This is a genomic window from Roseibium sp. MMSF_3412 (assembly GCF_030733265.1).
Taxonomy (GTDB): domain Bacteria; phylum Pseudomonadota; class Alphaproteobacteria; order Rhizobiales; family Stappiaceae; genus Roseibium.
The window spans coordinates 100,618-117,228 of the sequence record NZ_JASHJI010000003.1; the positions used below are offsets into that span (position 1 = coordinate 100,618).

The following is a 16,611-nucleotide window of genomic DNA, read 5'->3' on the forward strand; positions in this document are numbered from 1 at the left end:
ACAAAGCCATGTATATCTACGAAGCCGCTGCGCTCGGCGCGGCCACGCTTTGGGCATTGACGGGACTGCTCTCCGCCGGCCCTGCACAGCATCTGGGCGCGATCGCGTTCAATTGCGTGCGCATGGTCATGGTGACACTCATGCTGTGCCTGTGGGTTGCGGTCGCAGGTGGCTGGGGCACGATCGGAAACGACCATCTGATACCCCTGGTCCTGTCCGGCTTTATCGGCATTTTTGCCGGAGACACGGCCCTTTTCCTGACCTTGAACCGGATGGGTCCGCGCCGCACAGCGATGCTCTTTTCCCTGAATGCGCCGCTGTCCGCGATCCTCGGCTGGCTGATACTTGATGAGACGCTGACAGGCATGCAATCCATCGGGATCATGACGATCTTCGCCGGCGTCCTGCTTGCGATTCGTTTCGGCAAACGCAAATCGCAGCTACACAAGTGGGAAACGATCAGAGGGCCGGTCTGGATCGGCATCGCGCTTGGGTTCGTCGCAGCCCTGTCGCAATCTATCGGCTCCCTCATTGCCCGGCCTGTGATGGAAGCGGGAGTGGACCCGGTGGCCGCATCAAGTATCCGGGTTGGTGTCGCGGCAATGGGACTTGTGATTCTCATGCGGCTTCCCTTCAACTGGGTCAAACCGGCGGGCCGCTTCACGGTTCCCATCGTCGGCATCATCGCGTTCTCCGGCATGCTCGGAATGGGCCTCGGAATGACGCTGCTGCTGTTCGCACTGTCGGGCGGCGAAGTCGGCATCATTGCGACGCTCTCGGCAACGACACCTGCAATTATGCTGCCGATGATGTGGTGGCGGACCGGGGAATTTCCGGCGCTGGGTGCCTGGGCCGGTGCGTTTCTCGTCGTTGCCGGCAGCGCTCTTCTATTTGCGTTTTGAAAGGCTTGCGCGACGGTCGACGCTGATTTCCTTCGCCTGGCACATCAGTATTTTTCACGAGAAAATTTCATGAAAGTCGGCATGAATTTTTTCCACAGACCTTTGAAATTAATGACTTAGAGCTGAATACGTTTGCTCAAAATTTACTTTAATTACGTACATCCCCTAAGGAGAGGCAAAAGGGGTATTCCATGAAAAGTCTTTTCGCTCGCCTGAGCGTGACGTCGACGCTGGCTATTGTTTCCGCCGGTGTCCTGACAATTTCCATGTTCGTCGTCGGCATCATCCTGTACCAGGTCGCGCTCGGTCAGGCCGAGACCGCCGCCATCAAGAAACAGGACGTCAACCTCCGGGTTGCGGCGACGATCTTCCAGGACCGCGTCGAGGGTGCAAAGGTCAACTGGACAAGCACCGGTGACGTGACACGCATCGAATTGGCCGAGTTTCCGGTTTTCAAAGACGATCACACCATGATCGATTCCATCGGTCGGATGACCGGTGAAACCGCAACTGTTTTCCAGTGGGACCCGGAAACGAAGGACTTCTGGCGCAAGACCACCAATATCATCAAGGGCGACGGCAAAAGAGCGGTCGGAACCCCGCTTGGCCAGAACGGCGCGGTTTACCCCGTGATCATGAGCGGTAACACGTTCCACGGACAGGCGACCATTCTCGGCAAGGATTACTTCACCGTCTACCAGCCGATCTTTGACAGCACCGGCAAGATCACAGGTATTCTTTACGCCGGGGTGGAGAAAGCCGCCGTTGAGGCCAATGTCTGGGAACTGATGGGTGACTACACTATGCTGGCACTGCCCGTGGTCGTCATTTCCGTTCTGCTGCTGATCTTCGCGATCCGCCGGCAACTGCGCCCGGTTACCGCGCTTGCGGAAATCACGTCGCAGATCGCCCAGGACAATCTCGATGACGAAGTTCCCTTCAAGGACCGGACCGACCAGATCGGCATGCTGGCGCAGGCCGTCAACGGGCTCAAGAACCGCGCGGCGGAGCGCCTTTCGCTCGCGGCGCAGCAGCGCGAAAACGACTCTGCAACTCTCGACCGCCAGAACGTCGTTCAGACCCTGATCGAGGACTTCCGCAACAACGTTTCCAACGTGTTGAACTCGGTCAACGATACCGTCCAGAACCTCGGCGGCACCGCCGGCCGTCTGTCCGACCTCTCCGGCCAGAGCGCGTCCGGTGCGATCGAGACACTCAATTCGGCGGACGATGCAACGTCCAGCGTTCAGACAGTCGCAAGTGCCGCGGAAGAACTATCGGCATCGATCGGTGAAATCTCGCGCCAGGTTGCACAGACCACGGAAGTCGTCAGCCGGGCGACCGAGGGGACCCGCGTCACCAACGAGAAGGTCGAGGGGCTGGCGTCTTCCGCGTCCAAGATCGGGGAAGTCGTCACGCTTATTCAGGCGATTGCCGAGCAGACCAACCTGCTGGCGCTCAACGCGACGATCGAAGCGGCCCGCGCCGGTGAGGCCGGCAAGGGCTTTGCGGTTGTTGCCGCCGAGGTGAAGGAACTCGCCACGCAGACCTCCAAGGCGACGGAAGAAATCGGAGCACAGATCACTGCAATTCAGGATGCCACCAAGGAATCCGTCAGCGCGATTGCCGAAATCACCACCATCATGGAAGAGGTCAACTCCTACACCAGCACCATTGCCGCCGCCGTCAACGAACAGGGATCGGCGACCGGTGAGATCTCCCAGAACGCACAAAAGGCGGCCGAGGGAACGACCTTCGTATCCTCGCGCATGTCCGAATTGTCCGGCACGGTGAACGAGACATCGGAGTCCTCGCAATCGGTTCTGGATGCCTCCGAGATGCTGAACTCGCGGACCGAAGAGCTGAAGCAGGAAGTCGAGACCTTCCTGCGCAACGTGGCTGCTGCCTAGGAAACGTCCGCAGACGCAGATCCGGCACGGGGGCACTTTGCCCCCGTGTTTTTTTTGACTCTTCAGGAGCCGGGCCCGTCCGCCAGCCACTTGAACACAAGCCTGGCCTGTTCCGACGCGTGCGGGTGCAGCTTGACGAAGTATACGCGCGGCGAGGACACCGTTTCGGGCACAAGCTTCACCAGCCTGCCGCTTTCCACGAACGGCCTTGTAAGCCCCTCCCAGCCCAGAACCGCACCCATATCGTCCTGCGCCGCCTGCAAGGCGATGACGTAGTTGTTGACCCGATGTGCGTTGCGCAACGTTCCGCAATAGCCAAGCGCGGCAAACCAGTCCTGCCAGTCCGTCCAGTCGGTCCCCGCCGAATCCAGGTGGATCAGCGGGAGCGCGGCAAGGTCCGCAACCGTTTCCAGCCGGTTCTGCTCGGCGAAACGCGGGCTCCCCAAGGCCGAAATCCGGTCATGGAACAGAGCCCGGCACGGCCCGGTTTCGCGGGACATGTCTCCATAGTGAATGCTCAAATCGCAGTCGCCGCCGCCCTCACCGGTGTCACTGACGATTTGAGAGACGGATATGTGCGGATGAGATTTCCAGAACTGCGCCAGGCGCGGCGTCAGCCATAGCGCACTCATTGCCGTGGTGGCCCCCACGGTAACAGATGCTCTTGAGACCCTGGCACGAAGCTGATCGAGCGCATCTCCGATTTCCTCGAACCCCCGCTGCAGCGCCACGAACAGATAAGCGCCGATTTCCGTGAGTTCCACGCCCCGGTGATGCCGGTGAAAAAGCGCACATTTCAGGTCATGTTCCAGCGATTTCACCTGGTGACTGACAGCAGCAGGCGTCACGTTCAACTCTGCCGCCGCCGCCTTGAAACTGACATGGCGCGCGGCAGCCTCGAAACTCAGAAGCGCATTCAAGGGCGGCAGATCATAGGGACGCTTTGGCAAACTGACCTCATGCAAAGCAATTGCAAATCACATTGATCGTAAGACTTAGCTGTCTCAATTGCATTACTTTTTCTAAGCCAGCAGAAAATTTATTGACGTTGCCAAGGCACCTGTTTCCGGAAACCATGGCCAATCTCAAGCGTCCCCTGTCAGGAAACCCGATGCCGAACGACCAGATCCCGCAACTCGACGATGCCTTGCACGCCAAACGCCAGTCCTTCGACAAGATACCGGTTGTCGACCTTGCACCGCTCCTGGATGGAAGCGACCCGGACAAGGTTGCCGGCGAAATCAACTGGGCACTTGCGAATGCCGGGTTCATGTATGTGAAGAACCACGGCATTGCCGATACGGTTGTCGACAACGCCTTCAGTCAGACACGAGCGTTTTTCGATTTGCCGGACGCCGAAAAGATGGCGCTGCATGTGTCCCGGTCGGGTCAGACACTTCGCGGCTATATCGAGCCGTTCGGCGAAAACACGGATCCGGAAAAGACAAGGGACCTGAAGGAGTGTTTCGACCTCGGTCCGGAGTCGGAAGCCGATTGCCCCTTCTTCGGACCAAATCTCTGGCCCGACGAAGCCAGACTTCCCGGCTTTCGTGGCGCGGTCTATCACTACCACGAGGAGATGAAACGCCTTTCCATGACGATCCTGTCCGGGATTGCGCGCAGCCTTGACCTTGCCCCTGATTACTTCGAGGCCAAGCTGAAGAAGCCGATCAGCATTCAGCGTCTGCTGCATTACCCGCCGCAGACCGGCATTGTCGATGAAAGCATTATCGGCATCGGGGCGCACACCGATTATGGCAATCTGACGATCCTGGCGCAGGACGATGTCGGCGGGCTGCAGGTCCTGAACCGGGACGGGCAATGGGTCGAGGGAACGCCGATCCCCGGCACCTTCGTGATCAATATCGGCGACCTGCTGCAAAGGCTGACCAACGACCGCTACCTTGCCAACCTTCACCGTGTCGTCAACACGAGCGGGCGCGAACGGTATTCCATCCCGTTTTTCATCGATGCCGACTATGACGCGGAGTTCGCACCGCTCGCCTCCTGCATCGATGCCGACAATCCGGCCCGCTACGAAGCCGTGACCTGCGGCGCACACAAATACGGGCGTTTCGTCGAGAGTTATCCTCATCTCCAGAAGATACCGGCCTGACATCGCGCCTGGAAATGTGCTGCAATCCGGGGCAACCCTTCGCGTGGCGGAACAAGCATGAAAATCGAACGCATCGATCTCTTTCAGGCGGATTTGCCGTATTCCGGGGGCATCTACACGTTGTCCGGCGGGCGCGAATTTCACGCCTTCGATGCCAGTATCGTGCGGATGGAAACAGCTTGCGGCCTTGAGGGCTGGGGCGAAAGCACACCGTTCGGGTCAAGCTACATCGCGGCCCACGCCCTTGGTGTGCGTGCGGGAATTGCCGAGATCGCGCCGCATCTTATCGGTGAGGATCCGAGGCAGGTCGAGCGGCTCTACGACGTCATGGACACGGTCCTTGCCGGTCACCTTCACGCAAGGACGGCTCTCGACGTCGCGGCCTGGGATATCCTCGGCAAGGCCACGGCATTGCCCTGCTGGATGCTTCTGGGCGGGTCCACAGGCCGGCGCATGCCTGTGATGTCCTCCATCCCCGCCGATACGCCGGAGAGGATGCGGCAGAACGTTTCGCGCCATCGGGACAGGGGATATCGCGGGCATTCCGTCAAGATCGGCGCCCTGGACAGAGAGGGCGGACCGGCCCTCGACGCGGCGCGAATCGAGGCGTCCCTGGCCGACCGGCAGCCGGGAGAGTTTTATCTGGTGGATGCCAATGGCGGCCTTACTCCGGAAACAGCCCTCAGGCTACTGACCCTTCTGCCGACCGGTCTCGACTTCGTGCTGGAAGCCCCTTGCGCAAGCTGGCGGGAAACGCTGTCGCTGCGGTCCCGTTGCCGCGTCCCGGTCATCCTGGATGAGCTCATGCAGGCCGACACCGACCTTGCCCAGGCCATCGCGCTGGATGCCTGCGACGGCATCGGTCTGAAGATTTCCAAGGCGGGCGGTCTCACACCCGGCCGGCGTCAGCGGGACATGGCCCGGGCGGCAGGTCTGACGCTCAGCGTCCAGGATACCGTCGGTTCGACCATCGCGTTCGCCGCGATCGCGCATCTCGGTCAAACGGTTCCGGAAAGACATCTCAGATGCATCCTCGACTGCCGCGACATGGTCACGACGCAGCTCGCGGAATTTGAGGCACCCGTTGCCGATGGCGGCGTGCTTGCTCCGGACGCCCCCGGCCTTGGACTGACGGTCAACCGCGCGGAACTCGGCGATCCGGTCGCAAGCTGGACATAAGTCAGCGGAAAGTCGGCTTGAATCCGAGGTTCGGGAGAGGCTCAGATACCGGATGCCTCGAGCAGGTCCGGCATGAACGGCAGATCCGTGACACCGATGTCGATCCCGGACTGCATCAGAAGGGTCGACAGCTGGCCGCGGTGATGGGTCTGATGATTGAACATGTGCGTCACCAGCAGCCAGCGGGGCCGCGAGCGCGTGACATTGTCGGTGCTGCGCGTCCAGGTCATCGGCTCGGCGAGCCACTCGGCGGTGAGCGCATCGGCAAAGGCCGAAATCTCACCGCACATCTCAAGATGCGCGGTCTGTAGCGCCTCGAAATCATCGAAGATATCGACGCCCATGCCGTTCACGACGTGGGACGACCCGGAGAACCGGTTCATCCAGACCCGGTCCGCAAAGAGGATGTGATTGAGCGTCGAATGGACCGACTTGAAAAACGCACCCTTGTCGGCCTTGCGCTCTTCATCGCTCATCTTCGCCGCGGCCAGATAAGCTTTATCCGTCATCCAGCTGTTGTAGGCCGCAAGGCGCTGGTAAAGACCCGGGTCAATCTGCATCGGAAACTCCCGTTGACTGTCACGCACCGGCAGGCAGTGCGTCCGGCAGGGCGGCTTCGAACCGCTCGCTCTCCGGGTCCATCAGGCGGAGTTCGCCGGAGCCGATATCGAACCAGGCACCGTGCAGCAGCAGACCGCCATCCGTGACCGCCTTTTCGATAAACGGAAAGGTGAGCAGGTTCTTGAGAGAATGGCGGATGCCGGCATATTCCATTGCGAGTTGCGGATCGTCGGCCTTGTCGATGGGCATGCAGGCCATGGAAATCGCGGCCGGCTCAAGAAGCTTGATCCAGCGGCCGATGAATTCCCCCGTCGCCATCGGGTCGTTGGCGTGCTCGCGGAACGCCTTCACCCCCCCGCACTGGCCATGGCCCATGACGACGATATGCCCGACTTTCAGGCCGTTCACCGCGAATTCGATCGCTGCGCTGGTGCCGTGCTGACCTTCGGTTTCCTCGTAAGGAGGCACGATATTTGCGACATTGCGGATGACGAACAACTCGCCCGGACCGGCGTGAAAGATGCCTTCGGGTGTTACCCGGCTGTCGCAGCAGGAAATGACAAGGACATCCGGTTTCTGACCGTAGACCGCAAGGCGCTCATGGGTTTCCTTGTAGCGGACGAAGCCCTTGTTCAGGTAGTGGCCATAACCTTCCAGAAGGGATGCGGGAAAAGTCAATTTTGAAGCCTCCTGAACTGCAAACAGGTCTTGTCGCCTGTCAGGAGGTTCTTATCACTTGGGCCTGCGAATGCAAATTGCCCGAAACGGTGTAAGCCTTCAGGCCCTGTTCTGCTGCGGCACGCTAGAAGCGTTCCGCGCGCAGCACAGAACAGTCCGAAACGGTCACGACGCCGATATGGCGCTCAACCACTTCAAACGCCGCCTGAAGCAGCTCGTCCAGCCTCTCGGGTCGAATGATGCAGATGATGGCCACCATGCCCCCGGCCCGGGAAACCTGTCCTTCACGGCTCCATCTTCCGGATCGACCGCTGCCGCCCATCACCGGCAGGATCGTGTATCCGGTGACGCCGGCTTCGTCGAGCGTGTCTGTCAGCCGGGTTTCCATTGGCGCTTCAATGATGATTTCCACCCGTTTCGCGTCTTTCATCTCCATGGGCTTATCCTCCCGTAGCCTGGGCAATGCTCAAATAAAGCGGAATTCCGAGGGTCAGGTTGAACGGGAACGTAATCCCGAGCGACATTGTCAGATAGATCGACGGATTGGCTTCCGGTAACGCGACCCGCATCGCCGCCGGCACCGCGATATAGGATGCCGACGCGCTCAAGGTCATGAGCAGCATGGTTCCGCCGACCGACAGACCGATCAGGCTTCCCGCCGCTAGACCCGCAACCGCCCCGATCATCGGCATCAGCACCCCGAAAAGGATCAGGCCCGGTCTGAGGAGCCCGGCACTGCTGCGCAGGCCGCGCCCGGCAACCAGCCCCATGTCGAGCAGGAACAGACACAAAACCCCCTTGAAGGGCGACACGATGAAGCTTTCGATCTCGGTGAGGCCCTTCGGACCGGACAGGAAGCCGATGAAGAACGACCCGACAAGCAGGACGATGGACCCGTTCAGGAGAATCTCGCGTAACAGGCCCTTGGTTCCTTTCGCCCGCTCCGCATTGGTGTCGGGCGAGGAAAACTTGGCGGCCAGCCAGAGCGCGGACAGGATCGCTGGCGCTTCCATGGCCGCTGCAACGGCGACAAGATACCCTTCGCTGGCAATGCCCTGGCTTTGTAGCACCGATGTCGCGGCGACGAACGTGACGATCGAGATCGACCCGTAGTGCCCGGCGACTGCGGCGGCATCAACGGCACTGAGGCGCGTCATGACCTTCAGAAGACCGAACGCGGTAAAGGGGATTGCAAAGGACAGGATCAGGCCGGCAACGAGCGCAAGCAGGAGTGTTGAATCGACCCCATGCGCGCTCACGCTGACGCCGCCTTTGAAGCCGATCGCAAAAAGCAGATAGATTGACAGTGCCTTTGCCGCCGCCTCGGGCACCGACAGGTCCGAGCGCACCAGCGCCGCACCGAGACCAAGCGCAAAAAAGAGGATGATCGGCGACAGCAGGTTTTCCGCCGCCAATGAGAGAATTGTGTCTGCCAAGACCGTCTTGCCCTTAACCCACGCGCATCCCGCCATTTGCCAGCTTGCAACGAGATACGTAACAATACGTATTCGGGCGGATATGGGGCATTCCGGCAAGCGGTTCAAGCAAAATCGACGGACCCTGCATAGGCAAATCGGCATATGCGTGTTTTCAAGACAGGCCCTGTGCGCCAACGGGGCGAAAACGTCATGGCGCCTGTCTCTGGGCTCGGCAATACTGCGATCTCGCCCCATACATGACGGGAGGATGCATGGCCGAAATCGTCTCAGCAGGCCGGTTCAGGAAATCGCCCTATTACTTTTCGACCATTGCGGAGGGCGCAGAAACGCTGCTCACCTACAACCGCATGCTGATCCCGCGCGGCTATGGTGACCGGGAGGCCGAGTACTGGCGCTTGCTCAACGGTGTGTCGATGTGGGACGTGGCAGCGCAGCGTCAGGTGCAGCTGAAGGGACCCGACGCAGCGCGCCTTGCCCAGGTTCTGTGTACGCGAGATCTGTCAGCTCAGGAGGTCAACCAGGGCAAATACGTTGCGGTCTGCGATCACAATGGCGTTCTGATCAACGATCCGATTGCGCTCAAGATCGACGAAGACTGCTATTGGCTGTCCATCGGCAACTCGGACATATGGTTCTGGGCGCGGTGCGTTGCCGGCGAGCGCGGGCTGAATGTGACCGTAAGCGAACCGGATGTGTCTCCGCTCGCCGTGCAGGGACCAAAGGCCGAAGACGTTGTCGCCGCCCTGTTCGGCGACTGGGTGCGCAAGCTGAAGTATTTCTGGTTTGGCGACGCCGAAATCGAGGGAATTCCACTCAAGGTTGCCAGGTCGGGCTGGTCCAAGCAGGGAGGCTTCGAACTTTACCTGATGGAGGGCACCAAGGGCGACCGGCTCTGGCAAATCGTCAGGGAAGCGGGCAAGCCGTTCGGCATCGGACCGGGGTATCCGAATCCGTCGGAGCGCACCGAAAGCGGGCTGTTGAATTTCGGTACGGACACGGACGAAACCACCAACCCTTTCGAGGTCCGGCTGGAAAAGTTCGTCGATCTGGGCGTCGAGGATGACGTGATCGGTATCAAGGCTCTGCAACGGATCAAGGCCAATGGCGTGAAAAGACACCAGCTCGGGATCATGCTGGGAGATGTCGAGGAAAATGAAGACCAGTCAATCTGGCTGGATATCCTGAAACACGGCAAGAAGGTCGGACACATGACGCACAAGGCCTGGTCCTACCGGCTCAAGCGCATGATCGGCTACGCACTGGTATCGGTTGAGGTCCGGGCGGGTGAGACAGTCGAGGTGGTCAGGGACAGCGGACGCGTCGAAGGCACACTTGTTACGCTGCCATTCAGGGTCTGATTGGCCTTGGAACCAACACCTGCGGGGTAGCCGGCAACAAGTGGCAATGTTCACGTTGCCACGTTAATCTCGTGCCACTCGTCCGCCTCGCCGTGATCTTCGTAAGCGTGACGGATATTGTCGGGCCCAATCCCTTCCTGGACACCCCGGAGCGGATGCACAGGCCCGTGGTCTACGAGCGGCTCCAGCGCCTGCAACGCGGCTGCACGATAGGCGGCCACACCATCTAGGGCGTGATTTTCCAGGTGATGTGCATCAATGAGGACGGCCGGTTCGTCCGTAGAGTAACCGGTGTCAGTGTCGGTGTCGTGCCGCTCTGCGTCGTTACGCTTGCCTCTGCGATCATAGCCGGTGCCGTCACCGTCCCTGTCCGCAGGATACTCTGTCGCATGCGCCACGACCTGGGCCGATTGCGGCCTTTCGATCGTCGTCGCCATTCCGGCCTCCTGGCCATCAGAGAATCCCCGCCTTCTGGCAGGACTTCGTCAAGGGTCTCAAGGAAGCGTTAACAAATCTTTACGATCCGTTAACCTCTTGCATCACTTCAGGAAATGGACCCCCGAATCACTGCCGTGTGCACGTTGCCGCGTATGATCTAGGCCGCACGCGCTCCTTTCGCCCCGACGATCCGGACAACATCGGCCATGATATCCGTCAGCTGGAAGTCTTTTGGGGTATAGACTGCGGCAACACCCATGGCCTTCAGTTGCGCCGCATCCTCGTCCGGTATGATGCCACCAACAACGACGGGAATATCATCGGCGCCGGCCGCCCTCAGACGGTCCATGACATCGCGCACCAGCGCCAGGTGGGACCCGGACAGGATCGAAAGACCGATCACGTGGACATCTTCTTCCACCGCCGCATTGACGATCTGGGCCGGTGTCAGGCGGATGCCTTCATAAACGACTTCCATACCGCAGTCGCGCGCCCGCACGGCAATCTGTTCCGCGCCGTTGGAATGGCCGTCGAGACCCGGCTTCCCGACAAGGAACTTCAACCGGCGTCCGAGTGTTTCGGAAACGGCGTTGACGTCGGCCCGCACCGCGGCGAGATCGCCCGCATCATCGCGCGCGGACTGTCCGACACCGGTCGGGGCCCGGTATTCTCCGAAAACCTCGCGCAGCGTCCTGCCCCATTCCCCGGTCGTGACACCTGCCTTGGCCGCCGCGATGGAGGGTTCCATGATGTTGCGGCCTTCCTGCGCTGCTGATTTCAACTCTGACAGCGCGGCGGCAACGGCCGCGTCGTCACGGGCATCGCGCCAGGCCTTGACCTTTTCGATCGCCTCGGCCTCGACATGCTCGGGCACGGTCAGGATCGCGCCGTCTTCTCCGGCAGCAAGGGGTGATGCTTCCGTTTCCGTCCAGCGGTTCACCCCGACAACGACCTGATCACCGGCTTCGATGGCGGCAAGACGCGCGGAATTGGACTCCACGAGCTGCCGTTTCATGTAGCTTGAATCGACCGCGGCAACGGCGCCGCCCATGGCATCGATCCTGGCAAGCTCCTCGCGGGCTTCCGCCTTGAGCGCCTCGACCTTTTTGGTGATTTCCACCGATCCATCGAAGATGTCGGCATAGTCCAGAAGGTCGGTTTCGTAGGCCATGATCTGCTGCATCCGCAGCGACCATTGCTGGTCGAACGGCCGTGGAAGACCCAGCGCCTCGTTCCATGCCGGGAGCTGCACCGCCCGTGCACGGGCGTTCTTCGACAGCACGACGGCGAGCATTTCCACCAGGATCCGGTAGACGTTGTTTTCCGGCTGCTGCTCCGTCAGCCCGAGGGAATTGACCTGAACGCCGTAGCGGAAGCGCCGGTACTTCTCTTCTTCGACGCCATAACGCTCGCGGCAGATTTCGTCCCAGAGTTCGGTGAAGGCGCGCATCTTGCACATTTCGGTAATGAAGCGCATGCCGGCATTGACGAAAAAGGAAATCCGCCCGACGGCCTTCGGAAAGTCCTCTTCCGGGATCGCCCCGCTCGCTTTCATGGAATCCAGAATGGCAACCGCGGTCGCGAGCGCGAAGGACAGTTCCTGAACCGGCGTCGCACCTGCTTCCTGCAAATGATAGGAGCAGACATTCATCGGGTTCCATTTCGGCATGTTGGAATAGGTCCAGGCGATGACGTCCGTCGTCAGTTTCAGCGAAGGCGCCGGCGGGAAAACATAGGTGCCCCGGGACAGGTATTCCTTGATGATGTCGTTCTGGGTGGTGCCGGAGAGAAGTTTCCGGTCGGCCCCTTGCCCGTCAGCCGCCGCTACATAGAGCGACAACAGCCATGGCGCGGTCGCGTTGATCGTCATGGACGTGTTCATGCGCTCAAGCGGGATCTCGTCAAACAGCGTGCGCATGTCACCCAGATGCGTGACCGGCACGCCGACCTTGCCGACCTCGCCGCGCGCCAGCATGTCGTCCGGATCGTAGCCTGTCTGCGTCGGCAGATCGAAGGCAACGGACAATCCGGTCTGACCCTTGGCAAGGTTTCCGCGGTAAAGCTTGTTCGATTCCGCCGCCGTGGAATGACCCGCATAGGTCCGGAAAATCCACGGGCGGTCCCGTTCCTTGCCATTTTCACCCGTCTGGCTCATGCCGATAGTCCTCCTAAGACGTTCTTCTGACAGTCTTATTCTTCTTCTTTGATCCCCATTTTACCCGGATCTCCCGGTCCGGTGGAGCTTGCCTGACATTACGCGCATGCGAAATCTCTCTGTGCAATGCAAAATATGCTTGGCATCAAAACGCAAGTTAAGCAATAGTCGTATAGATCGAAGCGCCATTTTGAACAATAGTTGCGCAAAATAGGAATTTGAGCCAAACATGCCTTGTGCAGTTGCGAAATCGCGAGCCAAGCAAAACCCTGGGAGGGGATGAATGACTGCAACCGCTGAAGCCAATGACAACCGAACATTTGAGGATGCTCCGGTGAAAGACCTTTACGAAATCGGTGAAATTCCGCCGCTCGGTCACGTCCCGAAAAACATGTACGCCTGGGCGATCCGGCGCGAGCGTCACGGCGCGCCGGAAGATGCCATGCAGCTGGAGGTCGTGCCGACCTGGGAACTCGACAGCCACGAAGTGCTCGTCCTCGTGATGGCGGCAGGTGTCAACTACAACGGCATCTGGGCCGGTCTCGGCGAACCGATCAGCCCGTTTGACGGCCATGGCGCTCCCTATCACATCGCCGGGTCCGACGCGTCGGGGATCGTCTGGGCCGTCGGTGACAAGGTGAAGCGCTGGAAGGTCGGCGACGAGGTTGTCATTCACTGTAACCAGGACGACGGCGACGACGAGGAATGCAACGGCGGCGACCCGATGTTCTCCAACACCCAGCGCATCTGGGGCTACGAGACACCGGATGGTTCCTTCGCGCAGTTCACCCGGGCGCAGGCCCAGCAGCTGATGCCGCGGCCCAAGCATCTGACCTGGGAAGAGGCCGCCTGCTACACGCTGACGCTCGCCACCGCCTACCGCATGTTGTTCGGGCACCATCCGCACGAACTGAAACCGGGCCAGAACGTGCTCGTCTGGGGGGCCTCCGGAGGCCTCGGCTCCTATGCGATCCAGTTGATCACGGCGGCCGGCGCCAATGCGATCGGCGTGATTTCCGACGAGGACAAGCGCCAGTTCGTCATGGACCTCGGTGCAAAAGGCGTCATCAACCGCAAGGACTTCAACTGCTGGGGCCAGTTACCGACGGTCGGCTCGCCCGAGTACGGCGAGTGGTTCAAGGAAGCCCGCAAGTTCGGCAAGGCGATCTGGGAGTTCACCGGCAAGGGCAACAATGTCGACATCGTCTTTGAACACCCGGGAGAGGCGACCTTCCCGATCTCGACCTTCGTCTGCAAGAAGGGCGGCATGGTCGTGATCTGCGCGGGAACGTCCGGCTTCAACTGCACCTTCGACGTCCGCTACATGTGGATGCACCAGAAGCGCCTGCAGGGCTCGCATTTCGCCCATTTGAAACAGGCGGCTGCAGCCAACAAGCTGATGATCGAACGGCGCATCGACCCGTATATGTCCGAAGTGTTCCCCTGGGACCAGATCCCGAGCGCTCACACCAAGATGTGGAAGAACCAGCATGCCCCCGGCAACATGTCGGTTCTGGTCTGCGCCCCGACAACCGGGCTCAGAACGTTCGAAGACGTCCTGGAGGCTGGAAAACGCTGACAAAGAGCTCCCTGAAAGGCTTGGGCCATAGGCCCGAACAAGCCTGATGCAGCCTGACCGGCCCGTTCTGCGGGCCGGTCTTTTTGTGAGAGCGGGGCTACGGCAAGGGAAAAAATGCGGTCATTCCGGCAACGTGAAGCACAGCTGAACGCAGATCCGGGTTCAGGATTTACCAAATCGAACTGCAACCCGTCGTTGATCTCAAGCGAACTTTCGTCAAAACTAGGGACCAGGCACTCTCCCTTTTCCCGTCTCACTGTTTCGGTTTTACGTGGCGATCAAAGACAAACTCATCCTCAGACCTGACCCTGCAAAACTTTATTTAGTGGCAATTGGCGAATCTGCGATCGTTGGCGTTGTGGCAGCCGGCGTGGCCTATTTGCTGCTTGGGCAGCTTGCTCCGAGTTTTTTCGCTGTTCCGGCGACTGGAATTGCCGTCGGCCTGCTCGTTTTTTTCAAATTGCGCCTACCGACAGACGACACGTTCGTCGAACTAAATCGAAAAGCGATCAGGTTTGTGGAACCCCGACAGGAACAGGTTATTGCCTGGTCGGACATATCCCGCTTTACGCTTCAGGAGGGGATCGTCGAAGATCGTCAGGGCCGGAAGCGTGTTGCCAGACACTACCTGGCCGCGCGAATTCTTGGTGCCGGCAACTCTGCTCAACACGAGGACGAACCAACGCAATCAGGCAGCGAAGATCTCAGGATTTCGATCGACAAGTATATTTCAAACCATCGCTATTCGAAACGTGGCGCCGACGAGGAAGCAGCCTGCAGCTCCCCGGAACGGTTTGCGGATACCGTCAATGCATGGAGAGATTTTGCTCTGAACATGGAGATTGGAAGAATTCCGACGCCAAAGGTACAGGTCGATGACAATCACGTCACAGAGTTCATGCAGAAGATCTTCGTCAAGCTAAACACCTGACGCCGCACTTGCCTCCAGACGGCGACAATTTTGCCGATCCGAAGGGCTTGCGCCGCGTGGGGAAACGGATAAATTGCCGCAAATTTTCAACGGTGCGGTCAATCCGCCGAAGACATCGAACTGGACGTTCCCCAACATGGCGCATGGAGATATCAAGAAAGTTGTTCTGGCCTATTCCGGTGGCCTGGACACATCCATCATTCTGAAATGGCTGCAGACCGAATTCGGCTGCGAAGTCGTCACCTTCACGGCCGACCTCGGTCAGGGTGAAGAACTGGAGCCTGCGCGCAAGAAGGCCGAAATGCTCGGCATCAAGGAAATCTACATCGATGATCTGCGCGAAGAATTCATCCGCGATTTCGTTTTCCCGATGTTCCGCGCCAACGCCGTTTATGAAGGTGTCTACCTGCTCGGCACGTCCATTGCCCGTCCGCTGATCTCGAAACGCCTGATCGAGATCGCCGAGGAAACCGGCGCCGACGCTGTTGCCCATGGCGCGACCGGCAAGGGCAACGACCAGGTCCGTTTCGAGTTGTCGGCTTATGCGCTCAACCCGGACATCAAGGTGATCGCGCCCTGGCGCGACTGGTCGTTCAAGTCGCGCACGGATCTGCTCGATTTCGCAGAAAAGCACCAGATCCCGGTGCCCAAGGACAAGCGCGGCGATGCCCCGTTCTCCGTGGACGCGAACATGCTGCACTCGTCTTCCGAAGGCAAGGTTCTGGAAGACCCGGCCGAGGAAGCCCCGAATTACGTGTTCCAGCGTACGGTTGATCCGACCGAAGCACCGGACGTGGTCACGGAAATCGAAATCGGCTTCGAAAAAGGCGATGCGGTCTCTCTCAACGGCGAGCAGATGTCACCGGCAACGCTGTTTGCAAAGCTCAACGACTATGGCCGCGACAACGGCATCGGCCGCCTCGACATGGTCGAAAACCGGTTTGTCGGCATGAAGAGCCGCGGTATCTACGAGACACCGGGCGGTACGATCCTTCTGACGGCGCACCGGGCTATGGAATCGATCACGCTCGACCGCGGTGCCGCGCACCTGAAGGACGAGCTCATGCCGCGCTATTCCGAGCTGATCTACAACGGCTTCTGGTTCTCCCCGGAACGCGAGATGCTTCAGGCGCTGATCGACAAGAGCCAGGAACATGTCACCGGCACCGTCCGATTGAAGCTCTACAAGGGCAACGTGATCCTGATCGGCCGCGCCTCGCCCTATTCGCTCTATTCGGAGGAACTGGTAACGTTTGAGGACGATCAGGGAGCGTATGACCAGAAGGATGCCGCCGGCTTCATCAAATTGAACGCCCTGCGCCTGCGCACGCTCGCCAAGCGCGATCGCCTCGGCTGAGGAAACAC

Annotated in this window: 15 protein-coding genes; 8 read left to right on the forward strand and 7 right to left on the reverse strand. The window is 59.8% G+C overall.

The annotated features are described in order from the left end of the window. Window positions 1-8 precede the first annotated feature (8 nt). Together RBB49_RS06665 and RBB49_RS06670 are read left to right on the forward strand one after the other, a co-directional pair. Entirely contained in the window at window positions 9-902 is an 894-nt protein-coding gene (locus RBB49_RS06665) for a DMT family transporter (protein WP_306141934.1), read from the forward strand. Between the two features lie 191 nt (window positions 903-1,093). Next, the gene (locus RBB49_RS06670) at window positions 1,094-2,812 is read left to right on the forward strand and encodes a methyl-accepting chemotaxis protein (protein WP_306141935.1); all 1,719 of its coding nucleotides are present in this window, start codon (window positions 1,094-1,096) and stop codon (window positions 2,810-2,812) included. A gap of 62 nt (window positions 2,813-2,874) precedes the next feature. Here RBB49_RS06670 and RBB49_RS06675 read toward each other — a convergent pair whose 3' ends face one another. Then, window positions 2,875-3,762, reverse strand: coding sequence for a LysR substrate-binding domain-containing protein (locus RBB49_RS06675; protein WP_306141936.1), 888 nt, complete (start codon window positions 3,760-3,762; stop codon window positions 2,875-2,877). A gap of 92 nt (window positions 3,763-3,854) precedes the next feature. On the opposite strand from RBB49_RS06675, the gene RBB49_RS06680 reads away from it, so the two are divergent. Further along, complete coding sequence (locus RBB49_RS06680) at window positions 3,855-4,928, forward strand: isopenicillin N synthase family oxygenase (protein ID WP_306141937.1); 1,074 nt, start codon at window positions 3,855-3,857, stop codon at window positions 4,926-4,928. Between the two features lie 57 nt (window positions 4,929-4,985). Beyond that, a complete protein-coding gene (locus tag RBB49_RS06685) occupies window positions 4,986-6,107 on the forward strand; it encodes a mandelate racemase/muconate lactonizing enzyme family protein (protein ID WP_306141938.1) in 1,122 nt (373 codons plus the stop codon). Between the two features lie 41 nt (window positions 6,108-6,148). Here RBB49_RS06685 and RBB49_RS06690 read toward each other — a convergent pair whose 3' ends face one another. The 4 genes from RBB49_RS06690 to RBB49_RS06705 all read right to left on the reverse strand — a co-directional run bounded on the left by RBB49_RS06690 (window position 6,149) and on the right by RBB49_RS06705 (window position 8,782). After that, window positions 6,149-6,667, reverse strand: coding sequence for a DinB family protein (locus RBB49_RS06690; RefSeq protein ID WP_306141939.1), 519 nt, complete (start codon window positions 6,665-6,667; stop codon window positions 6,149-6,151). A gap of 19 nt (window positions 6,668-6,686) precedes the next feature. Then, window positions 6,687-7,346, reverse strand: a complete 660-nt coding sequence (locus RBB49_RS06695) for a carbonic anhydrase (protein WP_306141940.1) — start codon at window positions 7,344-7,346, stop codon at window positions 6,687-6,689. 124 nt (window positions 7,347-7,470) lie between these two features. Next, window positions 7,471-7,782: a transcriptional regulator gene (locus RBB49_RS06700; RefSeq protein WP_306141941.1), complete on the reverse strand. Its 312-nt coding sequence runs from the start codon at window positions 7,780-7,782 to the stop codon at window positions 7,471-7,473. A 4-nt stretch (window positions 7,783-7,786) separates the two neighbouring features. After that, window positions 7,787-8,782, reverse strand: coding sequence for a sodium-dependent bicarbonate transport family permease (locus RBB49_RS06705; protein WP_306141942.1), 996 nt, complete (start codon window positions 8,780-8,782; stop codon window positions 7,787-7,789). Window positions 8,783-9,036: 254 nt separating this feature from the next. On the opposite strand from RBB49_RS06705, the gene RBB49_RS06710 reads away from it, so the two are divergent. Next, the gene (locus tag RBB49_RS06710; protein ID WP_306141943.1) at window positions 9,037-10,143 is read left to right on the forward strand and encodes a glycine cleavage T C-terminal barrel domain-containing protein; all 1,107 of its coding nucleotides are present in this window, start codon (window positions 9,037-9,039) and stop codon (window positions 10,141-10,143) included. 50 nt (window positions 10,144-10,193) lie between these two features. Here RBB49_RS06710 and RBB49_RS06715 read toward each other — a convergent pair whose 3' ends face one another. Both RBB49_RS06715 and RBB49_RS06720 read right to left on the reverse strand, forming a co-directional pair. After that, the gene (locus tag RBB49_RS06715; protein ID WP_306141944.1) at window positions 10,194-10,580 is read right to left on the reverse strand and encodes a hypothetical protein; all 387 of its coding nucleotides are present in this window, start codon (window positions 10,578-10,580) and stop codon (window positions 10,194-10,196) included. A gap of 158 nt (window positions 10,581-10,738) precedes the next feature. Further along, window positions 10,739-12,736, reverse strand: coding sequence for a protein meaA (locus RBB49_RS06720; RefSeq protein ID WP_306141945.1), 1,998 nt, complete (start codon window positions 12,734-12,736; stop codon window positions 10,739-10,741). A gap of 283 nt (window positions 12,737-13,019) precedes the next feature. Here RBB49_RS06720 and ccrA point away from each other — a divergent pair, with 283 nt between their 5' ends. The 3 genes from ccrA (at window position 13,020) to RBB49_RS06735 (ending at window position 16,603) form a co-directional block, all read left to right on the forward strand. Further along, window positions 13,020-14,315, forward strand: a complete 1,296-nt coding sequence (gene ccrA / locus RBB49_RS06725) for a crotonyl-CoA carboxylase/reductase (protein ID WP_306141946.1) — start codon at window positions 13,020-13,022, stop codon at window positions 14,313-14,315. 271 nt (window positions 14,316-14,586) lie between these two features. Further along, window positions 14,587-15,246, forward strand: coding sequence for a hypothetical protein (locus RBB49_RS06730; RefSeq protein WP_306141947.1), 660 nt, complete (start codon window positions 14,587-14,589; stop codon window positions 15,244-15,246). 136 nt (window positions 15,247-15,382) lie between these two features. Then, entirely contained in the window at window positions 15,383-16,603 is a 1,221-nt protein-coding gene (locus tag RBB49_RS06735) for an argininosuccinate synthase (RefSeq protein ID WP_306142379.1), read from the forward strand. The last annotated feature ends 8 nt before the right edge of the window (window positions 16,604-16,611 follow it).

Coding starts and splice junctions, on each gene's coding strand:
- RBB49_RS06735 (WP_306142379.1), top strand. CDS start 15,383: ATGGCGCATGGAGATATCAAGAAAGTTGTTCTGGCCTATTCCGGTGGC.
- RBB49_RS06715 (WP_306141944.1), bottom strand. CDS start 10,580: ATGGCGACGACGATCGAAAGGCCGCAATCGGCCCAGGTCGTGGCGCAT.
- RBB49_RS06720 (WP_306141945.1), bottom strand. CDS start 12,736: ATGAGCCAGACGGGTGAAAATGGCAAGGAACGGGACCGCCCGTGGATT.
- ccrA (WP_306141946.1), top strand. CDS start 13,020: ATGACTGCAACCGCTGAAGCCAATGACAACCGAACATTTGAGGATGCT.
- RBB49_RS06690 (WP_306141939.1), bottom strand. CDS start 6,667: ATGCAGATTGACCCGGGTCTTTACCAGCGCCTTGCGGCCTACAACAGC.
- RBB49_RS06665 (WP_306141934.1), top strand. CDS start 9: ATGTATATCTACGAAGCCGCTGCGCTCGGCGCGGCCACGCTTTGGGCA.
- RBB49_RS06700 (WP_306141941.1), bottom strand. CDS start 7,782: ATGGAGATGAAAGACGCGAAACGGGTGGAAATCATCATTGAAGCGCCA.
- RBB49_RS06670 (WP_306141935.1), top strand. CDS start 1,094: ATGAAAAGTCTTTTCGCTCGCCTGAGCGTGACGTCGACGCTGGCTATT.
- RBB49_RS06685 (WP_306141938.1), top strand. CDS start 4,986: ATGAAAATCGAACGCATCGATCTCTTTCAGGCGGATTTGCCGTATTCC.
- RBB49_RS06710 (WP_306141943.1), top strand. CDS start 9,037: ATGGCCGAAATCGTCTCAGCAGGCCGGTTCAGGAAATCGCCCTATTAC.